This is a genomic window from Halopiger thermotolerans, from assembly GCF_054654555.1.
Genome location: NZ_BAAIEU010000002.1, coordinates 571,257 through 583,719, shown reverse-complemented (window position 1 = coordinate 583,719; position 12,463 = coordinate 571,257). Strand labels below are relative to the sequence as shown.

General features: G+C 66.9%; 14 protein-coding genes. 5 read left to right on the top strand and 9 right to left on the bottom strand.

Going from position 1 to position 12,463, the window contains the following annotated elements; translation table 11 throughout:
• The coding region (locus ACYQ26_RS05355; protein WP_459807749.1) for a sensor histidine kinase at nt 1–1,043 on the bottom strand (1,043 nt) is incomplete at its 3' end.
• A gap of 221 nt (nt 1,044–1,264) precedes the next feature.
• Here ACYQ26_RS05355 and ACYQ26_RS05350 point away from each other — a divergent pair.
• A complete protein-coding gene (locus ACYQ26_RS05350; RefSeq protein ID WP_459807747.1) occupies nt 1,265–1,621 on the top strand; it encodes a hypothetical protein in 357 nt (118 codons plus the stop codon).
• Between the two features lie 208 nt (nt 1,622–1,829).
• Here ACYQ26_RS05350 and ACYQ26_RS05345 read toward each other — a convergent pair whose 3' ends face one another.
• Both ACYQ26_RS05345 and hisH read right to left on the bottom strand, forming a co-directional pair.
• Nucleotides 1,830–3,029 (bottom strand): Cdc6/Cdc18 family protein, encoded by a 1,200-nt coding sequence (locus tag ACYQ26_RS05345; RefSeq protein ID WP_459807745.1) that lies wholly within the window; start codon nt 3,027–3,029, stop codon nt 1,830–1,832.
• 841 nt (nt 3,030–3,870) lie between these two features.
• Nucleotides 3,871–4,533: an imidazole glycerol phosphate synthase subunit HisH gene (gene hisH / locus ACYQ26_RS05340; RefSeq protein ID WP_459807743.1), complete on the bottom strand. Its 663-nt coding sequence runs from the start codon at nt 4,531–4,533 to the stop codon at nt 3,871–3,873.
• A 110-nt stretch (nt 4,534–4,643) separates the two neighbouring features.
• Here hisH and ACYQ26_RS05335 point away from each other — a divergent pair, with 110 nt between their 5' ends.
• The gene (locus ACYQ26_RS05335) at nt 4,644–5,078 is read left to right on the top strand and encodes a nuclear transport factor 2 family protein (protein WP_459807742.1); all 435 of its coding nucleotides are present in this window, start codon (nt 4,644–4,646) and stop codon (nt 5,076–5,078) included.
• Nucleotides 5,079–5,112: 34 nt separating this feature from the next.
• On the opposite strand, the gene ACYQ26_RS05330 is transcribed toward ACYQ26_RS05335, so the two are convergent.
• The 3 genes from ACYQ26_RS05330 to ACYQ26_RS05320 form a co-directional block, all read right to left on the bottom strand.
• On the bottom strand, nt 5,113–5,715 hold the full coding sequence (locus ACYQ26_RS05330) for a uracil-DNA glycosylase (RefSeq protein ID WP_459807740.1): 603 nt from the start codon (nt 5,713–5,715) through the stop codon (nt 5,113–5,115).
• Between the two features lie 100 nt (nt 5,716–5,815).
• Nucleotides 5,816–6,469, bottom strand: coding sequence for an endonuclease dU (locus ACYQ26_RS05325; RefSeq protein ID WP_459807738.1), 654 nt, complete (start codon nt 6,467–6,469; stop codon nt 5,816–5,818).
• A gap of 6 nt (nt 6,470–6,475) precedes the next feature.
• Nucleotides 6,476–6,649: a DUF5786 family protein gene (locus ACYQ26_RS05320; RefSeq protein WP_459807736.1), complete on the bottom strand. Its 174-nt coding sequence runs from the start codon at nt 6,647–6,649 to the stop codon at nt 6,476–6,478.
• Nucleotides 6,650–6,822: 173 nt separating this feature from the next.
• Here ACYQ26_RS05320 and ACYQ26_RS05315 point away from each other — a divergent pair, with 173 nt between their 5' ends.
• On the top strand, nt 6,823–7,437 hold the full coding sequence (locus ACYQ26_RS05315) for an MBL fold metallo-hydrolase (RefSeq protein ID WP_459807734.1): 615 nt from the start codon (nt 6,823–6,825) through the stop codon (nt 7,435–7,437).
• Between the two features lie 93 nt (nt 7,438–7,530).
• On the opposite strand, the gene ACYQ26_RS05310 is transcribed toward ACYQ26_RS05315, so the two are convergent.
• From ACYQ26_RS05310 to ACYQ26_RS05300, 3 genes are all read right to left on the bottom strand, one after another.
• The gene (locus tag ACYQ26_RS05310; RefSeq protein WP_459807732.1) at nt 7,531–7,680 is read right to left on the bottom strand and encodes a 50S ribosomal protein L40e; all 150 of its coding nucleotides are present in this window, start codon (nt 7,678–7,680) and stop codon (nt 7,531–7,533) included.
• Nucleotides 7,681–7,733: 53 nt separating this feature from the next.
• Nucleotides 7,734–8,267 carry a DUF367 family protein gene (locus ACYQ26_RS05305; RefSeq protein WP_459807768.1) on the bottom strand — a complete coding sequence of 178 codons (534 nt, stop codon included), beginning with the start codon at nt 8,265–8,267 and terminating at the stop codon, nt 7,734–7,736.
• 77 nt (nt 8,268–8,344) lie between these two features.
• Nucleotides 8,345–10,237, bottom strand: a complete 1,893-nt coding sequence (locus ACYQ26_RS05300; RefSeq protein ID WP_459807730.1) for a Rieske (2Fe-2S) protein — start codon at nt 10,235–10,237, stop codon at nt 8,345–8,347.
• 104 nt (nt 10,238–10,341) lie between these two features.
• Between ACYQ26_RS05300 and ACYQ26_RS05295 the strand changes: the two genes are divergently transcribed.
• Together ACYQ26_RS05295 and ACYQ26_RS05290 are read left to right on the top strand one after the other, a co-directional pair.
• On the top strand, nt 10,342–10,737 hold the full coding sequence (locus tag ACYQ26_RS05295; protein WP_459807729.1) for a nuclear transport factor 2 family protein: 396 nt from the start codon (nt 10,342–10,344) through the stop codon (nt 10,735–10,737).
• Between the two features lie 107 nt (nt 10,738–10,844).
• Nucleotides 10,845–12,335: an aldehyde dehydrogenase family protein gene (locus tag ACYQ26_RS05290; protein WP_459807726.1), complete on the top strand. Its 1,491-nt coding sequence runs from the start codon at nt 10,845–10,847 to the stop codon at nt 12,333–12,335.
• The last annotated feature ends 128 nt before the right edge of the window (nt 12,336–12,463 follow it).

The following is a 12,463-nucleotide window of genomic DNA, read 5'->3' as shown; positions in this document are numbered from 1 at the left end:
GTACCGAAGATGCGGTCCGCATCGGCCGGATCAATGCCAATCCCCTCGTCCGCGACCGAGATCGTCCAGTCGGCGCCGTCCCCGTCCGACCCGCCCGATTCAGCGCCGACGTGAACCCGCGGCGGCTCGTCGCCGCTGTACTCGAGAGCGTTCGCCACCAGATTCTGGAACAGCTGGCGCAGCTGGTTCCGGTCGCCCTCGACGGTCGGGAGCGGGTCGACCTCGAGGACGGCGTCGCTCTCGGCGATCCGCACCTCGAGGTCCTGTCGGACAGCCGCAAGCACCTCGTTCAGGTCGACTGGTTCGAAGGGATCACCCTGCGTCTCGATCCGCGAGTACTCGAGGAGACCGTCGATCATCTCGCGCATCCGCTCGGCGCCGTCGACCGCGTACGCGATGAACTCCCGCGCATCGTCGTCGAGGTCGTCGGCGTAGCGGTCGTCGACCAGCGTCAGATAACTCGAGACCATCCGCAGCGGTTCCTGCAGGTCGTGGGAAGCGGCGTAGGCGAACTGCTCTAAGCGCTCGTTCGACGCCTCGAGCTCCCGATTGGCGTCTTCGAGCCGGGCGACCGTGTCGTCGAGGCGCTCCGTCATTCGCTCGAGGTCGCGGTTCCGACAGTCGATCTCGCGCGCCCGGGTCTTCGCCAGGGCGTCGTTCCTGCCGACGGCGAAGCCCGCGACGGCGCCGAAGGCCGTGAGCACGAGCGCGGCCCGGACCGGATCGGTCACGCTGTCGGCGGGCTCGAGGTGGTAGACGGCGAGCATGGCCAGCAACAGCCCGATCCCGCCGAGACACCAGCCCGCGATCGTCGGGTAGTACGCGGCTTGAACGTCGGTCTTCGGTAATCGATAGGCCCCGTACAGCAGCACCAGACCGGGGACGCCGATGAACGCGGCCACGAGCGCGACGTTCGAAGCCGGATTTCCGGCGGTCAGTCGTTCGATCGCCCAGCCGACCGCGAGCGCGACGTACAGCGCGCCGACGATCGCGATCGTCCCCCGCCCGCCGACAGCTGTTCGGTTTCGGTACCGATTCCCCATAGGTATACTCCGCGGAGCGCCTATTTTCGCGTTCCGCTAACCGTCATCTCGACCGAGTATCGCCCCGGCAGACACGTCGGATCGAGTCGAAGGCCGATTTGAACCGGTTCCGGCAGGGCCGAGATCGAGTCGCTCGAGACCGCGTTCAGCTCGTCGATCGGCGTCCGTCCGCACAACCGATAACCAAACCGATTTTTACGGTTCGGTACCCAGTCGGGCACGTGTCCGAGGCCACCCCCGTCGAGCGATGGCAGGCCGACCTCGAGGAGGCGGGCGAGCTGACGCCCGAGATCGTCGAGCGAATCTCCCGCCTCCACGGCGACCGCGGGGTCCGCGCCATCGAGGCCGTCGGCGAGAACCGCGTGAAGTCCTACCGTGACTTCACGATCGTCGTCGGCTACGACGACGAGTACATCGTCGAGGACGGGGGCTGTACCTGCAAGGACAGCGAGTACAACCTCGATTCCGACGATCCGACCGATCTCTGCTGGCACGCGCTGGCGGTTGCGATCGCCCGTCGGATCGGCCACGTCGACTACCACGACATGTGGTACTCGGACGTGCGCGAACTGTTGTGACCGCTGTCGACTGACCGGTAGTATTCATACCGTTTCCGCCGCCGCTGCCGTCTCCGGTTCAATCCGAACCCGGAGAACTCCGAACGCGGCGAACCCGACGCCACCGCCGAGCCTCACGATGCCGACGGCCGATAGTACTGATGTCGGAGAATCATAGTGCGGCGTATTATTCAGTGCGGCCGGAGGCGGAGCCCGTAGCCGCAGTCGCTCAATCGGACTCGTTGCAGGCCGCGATGATAACCTCGGGGTCGTCGATCAGCCGATTCTCCATGTAGTTGCCCTTCCCCTTGCCGGCCCACTTGCGCTCCTGCTCGATGATCGAGAGGAACTCGAGTTCCGAGAGGATGTCCCGGACGCGGCGCAGTTTGAGGTGGTCCGACTGATCGCGGTCGCACAATCGCTTGTAGAGGTCGTACACCTCGTTGGTCGTCACGGGCGCGTCGTCGCCCTCCTTCCGCTGGGTGAGCAGGGCCATCGCCTCGAGCACCAGCTTCGCGTGGCTCGGGCTCTTGGAGATGAGTTCGGCCAGCCGGCTGGTCTCCTCGCGCTCGTGGGCCTGATCGACGCAGGATTCGGTGACCCGCTCGAGGTCGTTCTCCTCGGCGATCTCGCCCGCGAACCGCAGAATGTCGATCGCCTTCCGCGCGTCGCCGTGTTCCCGGGCCGCAAGCGCGGCGACTCGGGGGACGACCCCGTCCTCGAGGACGCCCTCGTGGAACGCGTCCGAGCGCGAGCGGAGGATCTCGCGGATCTGAGTCGCATCGTAGGGCGAGAAGACGTACTCGCGCTCGCAGAGACTGGACTTGATGCGCTCGTCCAACGAGTCCTTGTACCGGACCTTGTTCGAGATGCCGATGACCCCGACGGTACTCTCGGTGAGCTTGCCGGACTCGACGGCCCGGGAGAGCTGCATGAGGATGTCGTCGTCCTCGATCTTGTCCACCTCGTCTAAGATGATCAGCGCGACGTCGTAGCGGGCGTCGATGATCCGCCAGAGGCGCCGGTAGTACTCGGCGGTGCTCAGCCCCGAGTGGGGGATCGAAATGTCCGTCTCCGCCTGATCGTTGAGCTGATGGCCGGCCGACTGGACGGCCTGAGTCTCGGTCGATTCCTGAAGGCAGTCGACGTACGCGACGCCGATCGAGACGTCGTTGCCCTTGGCGCGCTCGATCGCCTGATTCGTGATGAACTTCGAGCACAGGGACTTGCCGGTCCCCGTCTTCCCGTAAACGAGGACGTTGTTCGGCGTGTTCCCCCGCGTCGCCGGTTTGATCGCGTTCGCGAGGTTCGTCAGTTCGTCCTCGCGACCGATGATCCGATCGCCGTCCGGGAGGTGGGAAACCTGCAGCAGCTCCTTGTTGCGGAAGATCTCGTTTTCGCTCCCGAAGTAATCCGTCGAGCCCGACATTCAATCGCTCGAGACATTCGGCGTTGGCCTCTTAAACGTTCGGAACCGGAGTGCCGCTGTATACTCGAGATTTCAAGGAGTCAAGAACCAAACCGCTGTATCTACACCCCTCGGTGCCGCTGTATAGGTCGAAACGGACCCCGGATTTCCGCTGTATAGGCGAGTCGGATCGGCGGCCGTTCGGAGCGGCCCGCGAGTTACGGCGCAGCTCCGCAGCGGGACCCCGGAGTGCCGCTGTATAGCGCGCGGCCACCCCGGAGTGCCGCTGTATCGGTACCGATCGACGACGGTGTCCCGTTCTGCGGGCGAATCGGCAGGAGCGGGACGGACACCGTATTTCCGCTGTATTGATTGAAAAGGGTTTCTATAGGAAATGAGCGGGTCGTTTTCCACCCCTCGGTGCCGCTGTATACGGAGACACACACCCCGCGTTGCCGCTGTAAGCGTTCGACCGGGCCGTCGACTCGAAACGGGGGTCGGTCGCGTCCGAGACGATGCTGGCAGCCGCGACGAGCCGAAAATCGAGTCAAAACAGCGCCTCGAGCCGACTCGAGCGGACGCGGACGGTCACTTCCGAGTGACCGTCGTGACGGTCACTTCACTTAGTGGACTATCACGAAAGTAAGCTATTTATGAATGCCGGAATCAAGTTCGTTGCTCGATCCCGTTGTAGCGCTATCGGAACCCGCGATGGATTACCATCATGAATACTGTAGGAATTTCCGGCTTTCGGAACCTCTCGAGCGCCCATACAGCGGCAACGAGGGGTGTGTCTCCGCGCCGGCTACTGAGCGATCGCAGTTACAAACCGTATCGAAACTGTCCGAGAGGAAATCGAACCCTACGCGTCCGCGCAGATCTCGACGAAGTTCCGCAGAATCTGCAGCCCCGTCTCGCCGCTCTTCTCGGGGTGGAACTGCGTGCCGAAGACGTTCCCCGCGTCGTTGGCGACGATCGAGGGGAACTCCCGCTCGTAATCGGTGCTGGCGACCGTCGCGAACTCGTCGTCGGGGACCGCGTAGTAGGAGTGGACGAAGTAGGCGTACTGGCCGTCTATGCCCTCGACGAGCGGGTGATCCCGCTGGACGTCCAGTTCGTTCCAGCCCATGTGGGGGACCTTCTGGCCGTCCGAAAACCGGACGTTCGTCCCGGGGATCAGATCCAGCCCCTCGACGGCGGATTCGCCGTCGGTCGCCCCCTCCTCGCTCGAGGTCAGCAGCATCTGCATGCCGAGGCAGATGCCAAAGAGCGGCTGGTCGCGCCGGGCGACCTCGAGGAGATCCTCGCGGATCGGTGCGGCGTTCTCGACGCCCTCGCGGAACGCGCCGACGCCGGGGAGGACGACGCCGTCGGCCTCGGCGAAGGCGTCGGGGTCGTCGGTGATCGTGACGTCGGCGCCCGCGCGCTCTAAGCCGCGGGTGACGCTGCGAAGGTTCCCCAGTCCGTAGTCGACGACGACGACGGACGCGAGGGATTGGTCGGTCGAAGCCGAAACGCTGCTCATACTCGAACTGGGGGCGGAACGGTGAAGTGTATTGCCATTCGCGCAATCGAGAGCGGACGTACTCCGGGCGTCTTTCCTGCTCCTTAGGTTGCCGCGGGCGTAGGTCCGGTATGGTCGACAGCGATGGCGATGCCGACTCCGACGTCGGTTCCGATACCGACACTAGCACTGATACCGACACCGGAACCGATACCAGCACCGACCCGGAAACCGTCGTCCGTGACTACTACGAGTACGTCGACGCCGGGCGGTACGACGCCCTCGTCGACCTTTTCGCCGACGACATCCGATACGAGCGCCCCGGGCAGGGCGCGATCACGGGCCGCGAGGAACTCCGCGAGTTCTATCTCGACGGCCGGCCGCTCGAGGAGGGGTCCCACGAGGTTCGCGACGTCGTCGTCGAGGGGGACACCGTCGCCGTCCGCGGGAGCTTTTCCGGCATTCAAGGCGACGAGAACGTCGAGTTCGACTTCGCCGACTTCCACGAGTTCGAGGACGGGACGATCGCGCGACGCTACACGTTCACGGACCGGGACGAAGTGTGATGTGTGATAACCGCTCGCGGGAGCAGGCGAAGACTTAGAAGCCGTCGAGCCGCGTCTGGCCGCTCTCGCTGCCGTCGACGTCCGCCAGGTCCGCCGCGCGCTCGAGCGCCGACTCGAACGTCTCCTCCTGACTGCGGTCGTACAGCGTCGCCGCGGGATGGACGCAGATCAACAGCCTGCGGGGCGTGCCAGCAATGCGAACTTCCTCGAGCGATCCGGCTTCCTTCGTGACGGCGACCGAACGCTCGAGCAGGTGCTCGCTGGGGACCTTTCCGAGCGTGACGATCACGTCCGGATCGACGAGGTCGATTTCGGTCTCGAGGTAGCCGCGGCAGTGCTCGAGTTCCTCGTCGGTGGGGTCGCGGTTCTCGGGCGGCCGACAACGCACGCAATTGGTGATCCGGACGGTCTCGCGGTCGAGGCCGACCGTCCGGAGCTGCTCGTCGAGGACGCTGCCGCTGCGGCCGACGAAGGGTTCGCCCTCCGCGTCCTCCTGCGCGCCGGGGCCCTCGCCGACGAACAGGACGTCGGCGTCCTCGGGGCCGATCCCGTTGACGATCCGGCTTCGGGACTCGACCAGCGCCGGACAGTGCGTACACTCGGTGACGCAGAGATCCTCCGCGTTCAGCTCGCTCATGTGGTGTCGCTCAGGCGGGCGGCTACTACGTCTTTCGCCTTTCGCCGTTCGCGTTTGCAGACGACGACCGCTCGAGGCGGGTGTTCGAGAGCGGCGACCGTCACTCGCCGCTCCCGCCGCTCCCGCTGCTCCCGCCACCTCCACCGCCCTCATCGCCCTCATCGCCCGACCCGACGTACGCATTGCCTGCGCGAGCGGCGACCCGGGCCACGCGGATCGGCTCTGGACGGCCGCCCTCCGGCGTGAACGCCCGGACGACCGCCGCGGCCTCGCTGGCCTCGCAGCCGACGTGCCTGACGTAGACCGTGTCGTCGTTGACCGACAGCGGTCGTCGGTCGGGCAGGGAGCGATACGCCTCGAGTCGCTCGTCGCGTTCGGCACCCGAAAAGGCGTCTCGAATCCCGGCCTCGAGACCGCCGCTTTCCTCGAAGGTGACGGCGATCACGGGCCGGTCGGCAGCCTCGTGAATCCGCGAGAGGTCGAGAATATTGTACCAGGCGGGGGCGACGGCGCCGAGCAGCACGTAGCGCACGTCCGGTCGACCGACCGCCTCGAGCAGCGAGCGGACGGCCGCGGTCGCGTCCGTGCCGCCGACGGTGCAGGCCTCGTAGGCGAGGCCGTCGACGACGCGATCGGCGCGCACGACCGCGGCCGCGAGGGTGCTCCGAGGGCGGTCCCGTTGTCCGTCGCGTTGCTCGTCGCGATCACCGCCGTAGGACTCGGCGATGCCCAGCGCCCGCACCCCGGGCTTCATCACTCGTTACTCCTCGTCTTTGATCTCCTGCAGTCGATCGAGGAGTTCGTCGCTCGAGGCCCCGTTTTCGAACTCGATCGTTCCCTCGTGATCGGTCGACGAAGACTGCACCGCATCGTCGTCGTCAAAATCGGCGTCGACTTCCTGTTGCTCGGATTCGTCGTAGCTCCCGAATCCCATACACGTCGTTCTAAACGGTTGGAAGTGAAAAAATCCATGGTTACTCGTTTCAATATCGCGGAAAGTGAAACGATCCGACGGTCCGATCGAGAATCGAGAGCCCAACTGGCGAACGGCGGCGAGTGCCGAGCGCCGACGCCAGGATTTTGTCGATTCCCGACGACGTGACGCGTATGGAGGTTCACCACGTCACCGAACCCGCGGAGACGTTCACGTGTAACGCCTTTCTGGCGCTCGGCGAGGAGACGACGCTGGTCGACGCCGGCGCCTGGGACGGCGTCGTCGACGAGATCCGCGAGTACACCGACGACCTCGACGCCGTCGTGCTGACCCACCAGCACGGCGACCACGTCGAGCAACTCGAGGCCGTCGTCGACGCCTTCGATCCCGACGTGTACGCCTACGACGACCACCCGCTGCGCGACCGCGCGCTCGAGGACGGCGACACGATCCGGATTGGCGACGAGGCGTTCGACGTGGTCTACACGCCCGGCCACGCCGACGATCACGTCTCCTTGGTCTCCGAGTCGTCGCTGTTCTCGGGCGACGTGGTCGTCCACGACGACGGCGCCTTCGACTACGGCAGCTTCGGCCGCACGGACATGGCCGGCCAGTCCCGCGAGCGGCTCATCCAGAGCATCGAGGACTTACTCGAGCGCCTGCCCGACTCCGTCGAGCACATGTACGCGGGCCACGGCGGCGTCTTCCACGGCGACGTTCGGGACGTCGTGGAGACGGCGCTCGAGCGGGCCGAGAAGCGGGAGCCGAAGTATCCGGACGACCAGTAGCGCCGTCCGACGACACTGTTCCGGCCGCGGCGCGGGACGGCGTTGCGACTCGAGCGGGAGCGAAACGGAAAGAAGACGAACCGAGACGCCCGATTATGCCGCGCGGGGCTCCTTCGCCTTGGGGCGAAGCTTCTCGTAGCCGCACTTCCGGCAGCTGTCGGCGCGCTTGGGGTTGCGCGCGTTACAGCGCATGCAGATCATCTTCTCGAGCGTTCGTTCCTCGGCAGCGTCGAAACTTGGCATGTCGCTGCGTTCGGCCGTGGTGCATTTAACCGCTGTGGTTGGCGCGTTCCCGGTTAGGTCCCGGCTTCGTTCTCGTCCTCACCCTCGTCTTCGTCGGCCAGATAGTCGTCCTGTACGGCGACGATCTCGCTCGAGTCGGCGCAGTCGGCGTACCGCCGCAGCGGCTCCTCGTTGAGCGTCAGGAAGGTCTCGCCCCAGCGAAACGGCTCGAGCAGGGCCTCGGCGCGGTCCCGGTCGCCGAGGATGCAGCAGGCGGCGGCCAGCGCCTCGACGGTGGTCAGCCGAAACGGCCGGCCGTAGTTGACCGGATTCGCGGCCACGAGGAAGGGCAGCGCGCGGTGGACGCCGTTCATCCGGAAGGAGGCCGCCTCGGCGGACTCCCACGAGCAGTCGAGCGCGACCAGCGTGCCGAGTCCCTCCTCGGCGTCGGCCGGCGAGAGCGCCCGGTCGGCGTGGGGATTGAGGACGACGCCGTAGGGCACCTGCCCCATCGAGCGGTAGAGGGTCGCCTCGTCGAACTTCTCGAGGCGGCGGGCGGTGCATTTCGCGGGGTCGTCGTCGCCCTCGTAGTAGACGTGACACTCCAGTTCCACGCGCGACCGTACGCGCAGCGGGGAGAAAAGCGCGACGGACCGGCTGCCGGCGCTCGCGGCCGCCCCCTCGATCAGTCGTCGTGGATCGCCTCGCCGCGATTGAGCCGCGCGGCGATCGTAAACGTCTGCTCGGCCTCCCGGCGCGTCGGGAAGTGGGCCGCCATGTAACGGGCGGTCGCGATCAGCGGCACGCGGCGGCGACGATCGAGGGCTGTCTCGGTCGCTACCGCCTCCGTTTCCTCGTCGGAACCGTCCCGAGCAGCCGCCCGCTCGGACGCGAGATCGAACTGCCGGAACGCCGCCTCGAGGCTCTGTAGCGTGTGGAAGCCGGCGTCCTCGCGCAGGAGCCCGCGACCGAGTGCCCGCTTCAAGTCGTCGGGGTCACCACCGCAGTCGAAGAACTCCCCGACGAGTCGGCCGGCCTCGTTCACCTCACCTTCGGTGTCGAACGTCTCGAGCAGGTCCTCGAGCGCGGCGTCGGGGTCGCGGCCGGTCTCGTTCTCGCCGGGGTCAGGAATCGGCGCCGGCGGCGTGTTGAGGAACCGGTCGAGGTAGACGTTGACGGCGGCGTCGAAGACCCCGCGGTAGGTCTCGAGCGCGTCGGTTCGGCGCGCGAACCCGCGGACGGCGTTGGCGTAGGTGAAGGTGTGATGGACGGTGTTCCAGTCGCTGAACTCGTTGGCGGTGCCGAACTGGGCGACCCGCGTCGCTGCCGCGTAAGCCACCTCGCGAGCGAGGTCTTCGGTCGTCGCGCCCGCCCGGACGGCGTCGGCCAGCGCGTCCACGATCGCCTCGGGGTCGTCGCCGAGCAGCGTCCCCTGAAAACCGTCGGGCGGCGACCACGACGAGTCCGCGTCCACGTCAGCGGCCGTCCCGTCGCCAGCACCGGCGCTCGCCAGCGCCTCGAGGCCGCCCGTCTCCGAGACGTCGCCCCCGTAGACGTCCTCGAGCAGCGCGACGAGATCGATCGGCCGCCGCCAGGACGACTGCTCGTCGCTTCGCGAGGCGGTCACGAGCGGATCGACGAGGCTCGCGAGGGCGTCGGCCCGCAGGTCCCGCTCGCTGTCGCCACGCCCCTGCGCGTGCTCGAGCGTCTCAAACGCCTTGTTGGCGAAATCGAGGACGTGGCCGCTCGAGAGGTAGGGGTGATCCGTCGCGGCGGCGACGAGCAGTTCGGCGAGTTCGGCGTCCGACCGATCGGCGGCCACGGCGGTGCGCAGACAGCGCTCGGCGCCGTCGGCGTCGCGCACCTCGACGCAGTCCCGGAACCACGACTTCAGCCGATCGAAGTCGACGTCCCGGGTCGAAAACGACGGCTGGTCGAAGTTCGGCGGTTCGCCGGCGCAGTCGTCGGCGACGTGGCGCACGCCCGTGTAGAGCGCCCGTTTTCGATCTTCGGGCTCGAGGTCGTCGATCACGTTGGCCAGGCAACCGAGGATGGTCAGCCCGGAGCCCCAGCCCGAGTCGCGGTACTGCGTCCCGAACGCGAGGGTCCGGGCCACCGGCTCGCGGTAGTCGACGTCTGCGTCGAGCAGCCCGATCGTGGACTTGGCGACCACGAGCCGCAGGTTCTCCTCGAGGCCGGTCTCCAGGCGCTGGGCCCAGTGTTCGTCGGGCGGCAGATCGCGTGGCGGGGTCGGGTTCACATAGACGGTGCCGTCCCGGACCTCGACCGGATAGGTGGGGACGTCGTCGGCCCACGGATCGAACGTGTCGCCGCAGGAGAGTTCGAACCGCGCGTGGTGCCAGTGGCAGGTGAGGACGCCGTCGTCGACGGTGCCCTCGACCAGCGGGAACCCCATGTGCGGACAGCGGTTGTTCACCGCGCGCACCTCGCCTTCGTGGTGGAAGACGGCGATCGGCGTCCCCGCCAGGCTCACCAGTTCACGCCCCGATTCCTCGAGGTCCTCGAGCGCGACGACCTCGCGGAAGTCGTCCGCGTCGGCGTCGTCTGCGGTTGCCATGCGATAACGGATGACGCACAGTCGTGTAAGCGTTTTCTGAACGCAGTTACAGTAACGGATCGAGCACGTCACACACTTTTGGCGGTCGCGACGAAACGTCGGGTATGGATTCGGATTCGGACGCGGACCGCGACTCGAGCGCGAACGCGGGTGCAGGCGCGGACGCGAGCGCCCTCGTCCGCCGCTACTACGACGCCCTCGACGAGCACGATTACGAGGCCCTCGAGGCGGTGCTCGCACCCGACTTCGTCCAGCGACGCCCCGACCGAACGTTCGACGACCGCGCGTCGTTCGTCCAGTTCATGCGCGAGGGGCGACCGAATCCGAACACGACCCACGAGGTCGTCGACGTCGTTGCAGGTGAGGGGACCGTCGCCGCCCGCGGCCGAGTGATCGAGATCGAGGAGACTGGCGACGACGATCGCGTCCTGTTCGAGTTCGCCGACTTCTTCGCCATCGCGGACGGTCGAATCGAGCGCCTCGAGACGTACTCGCGCTGACCGCTCGAGACCGGCCGAATCGGCGAGCGACTCGTTCGTTCGCTCGCAGCCGACGTTCCGCAGAGGCCGGCCGGTTTCTTTTCCGCGGGAGTCGCGTATCGCGGGCGATGCCACCGGAGCTCTCGATCGAGGCCGACTGGAACAGTCTCTACGTCGACGGCGAGTGGACCGCGTCCGAAGGCGACGAGGAGATCGCCGTCGAAGATCCCTCGACGCGCGAGGAGATCGCGCGCGTCCCGGCGGCGACCGAGGGGGACGTCGAGGCCGCCTACGAGGCCGCCGCCGACGCTCAGAAGGAGTGGCAAGACGCCCCGCCCGTCGAGCGCGAGCAGGTCGCCCAGGAGTTCGCGCAGTTGCTGGGGGAGTACGAAGACGAGATCGTGGAACTACTGGCTCACGAGGCGGGCGGCGCCCCGATCATGGGCGAGACGTCCGTTAGCATCGCCTCGGACCAGGCCGCCGAGGCGGCGACATTCCCACGCCGGATGAAGGGCGAGCAGATCGCCTCGAACGTACCGGGCAAGGAAAACTTCGTGCGGCGCGAACCGCAGGGGGTCGTCACCGTCGTCTCGCCGTGGAACTTCCCGCTGAACCTCTCGGGGCGGGCCATCGCGCCGGCGATCGCGACCGGTAACACCGTCGTCCTCAAACCAGCGTCGAACACGCCGATCACCGGCGGATTGCTGATGGCGAGGCTGTACGAGGAGGCCGGGCTGCCCGACGGCGTGCTCAACGTCGTCACCGGCCACGGCTCCGACGTCGGCGACGCCGTCGTCGGCCACCCCGAGAGCGACCTCGTGGCCTTCACCGGGTCGACGCCGGTCGGCCGCGGCGTCGCGGCGACGGCGGGTGAGAACCTCGCGGAACTGGCGCTGGAACTGGGCGGCAACAACGCCCACATCGTCACCGCCGACGCCGACGTGGAGCAGGCGGTCGACTCGGCGGTCTTCGGCTCGTTCGTCCACCAGGGCCAGGTCTGCATCTCGATCAACCGCCACCTCGTCCACGAGGACGTCTACGACGAGTACGTCGAGCGGCTGACCGAACGCGCCGAGTCGCTGCCGGTCGGCAGCGCCCACGACGAGGACACCGTCGTCGCCCCCATCATCGACGAGTCCCAGCGCGACGAGATGCTCGAGTACGTCGAGGAGACGATCGATCAGGGCGCGACGCTCGAGACGGGCGGCGAGACGGTGCCGATGGACGGCGTGGACGACTCGCTGCTGGTGGCGCCGACGGTCATCTCGGACGCGACCAACGACATGGCCGCCGCGTGCAACGAGCACTTCGGTCCGATCGCGCCAGTCATCCCGTTCTCCGATATCGACGAGGCGATCGAGATGCATGACGCGACCCAGTACGGTCTCTCGGGGTCGGTTCACGCGGGCGATATCGGCACGGGAATGCAGATCGCCGAGCGCATGGACACCGGCAACGTCCACGTCAACGACCAGCCGATCAACGACGAGGCCCACGTCACCTTCAGCGGGACGAAGGCCTCCGGCGTCGGCAGCTACAACAGCACCGATATCATGGACGAAGTCACCGAGAAGAAGTGGATCTCGGTCCAACACGAGGAGCGGGAGTACCCGTTCTGAACGGCGGCCTCCCCACCCGGCTCGAGCGTGTCCGCGTTCGGGACACTCACTCGGCCGTGAAAAGACGTTATACGGGACACCGTCGTCGGTTGACCCGCAGGAGTAGTTACGCTCCTGTCACAACGGAT

What these genes read in the sequence shown, in the direction of transcription:
- ACYQ26_RS05330 (WP_459807740.1), bottom strand. Translation starts at nt 5,715, where the DNA reads ATGAGCGAGCTGAACGCGGAGGATCTCTGCGTCACCGAGTGTACGCAC.
- ACYQ26_RS05335 (WP_459807742.1), top strand. Translation starts at nt 4,644, where the DNA reads ATGGTCGACAGCGATGGCGATGCCGACTCCGACGTCGGTTCCGATACC.
- ACYQ26_RS05310 (WP_459807732.1), bottom strand. Translation starts at nt 7,680, where the DNA reads ATGCCAAGTTTCGACGCTGCCGAGGAACGAACGCTCGAGAAGATGATC.
- ACYQ26_RS05320 (WP_459807736.1), bottom strand. Translation starts at nt 6,649, where the DNA reads ATGGGATTCGGGAGCTACGACGAATCCGAGCAACAGGAAGTCGACGCC.
- ACYQ26_RS05300 (WP_459807730.1), bottom strand. Translation starts at nt 10,237, where the DNA reads ATGGCAACCGCAGACGACGCCGACGCGGACGACTTCCGCGAGGTCGTC.
- ACYQ26_RS05295 (WP_459807729.1), top strand. Translation starts at nt 10,342, where the DNA reads ATGGATTCGGATTCGGACGCGGACCGCGACTCGAGCGCGAACGCGGGT.
- hisH (WP_459807743.1), bottom strand. Translation starts at nt 4,533, where the DNA reads ATGAGCAGCGTTTCGGCTTCGACCGACCAATCCCTCGCGTCCGTCGTC.
- ACYQ26_RS05290 (WP_459807726.1), top strand. Translation starts at nt 10,845, where the DNA reads ATGCCACCGGAGCTCTCGATCGAGGCCGACTGGAACAGTCTCTACGTC.
- ACYQ26_RS05315 (WP_459807734.1), top strand. Translation starts at nt 6,823, where the DNA reads ATGGAGGTTCACCACGTCACCGAACCCGCGGAGACGTTCACGTGTAAC.
- ACYQ26_RS05325 (WP_459807738.1), bottom strand. Translation starts at nt 6,469, where the DNA reads ATGAAGCCCGGGGTGCGGGCGCTGGGCATCGCCGAGTCCTACGGCGGT.
- ACYQ26_RS05345 (WP_459807745.1), bottom strand. Translation starts at nt 3,029, where the DNA reads ATGTCGGGCTCGACGGATTACTTCGGGAGCGAAAACGAGATCTTCCGC.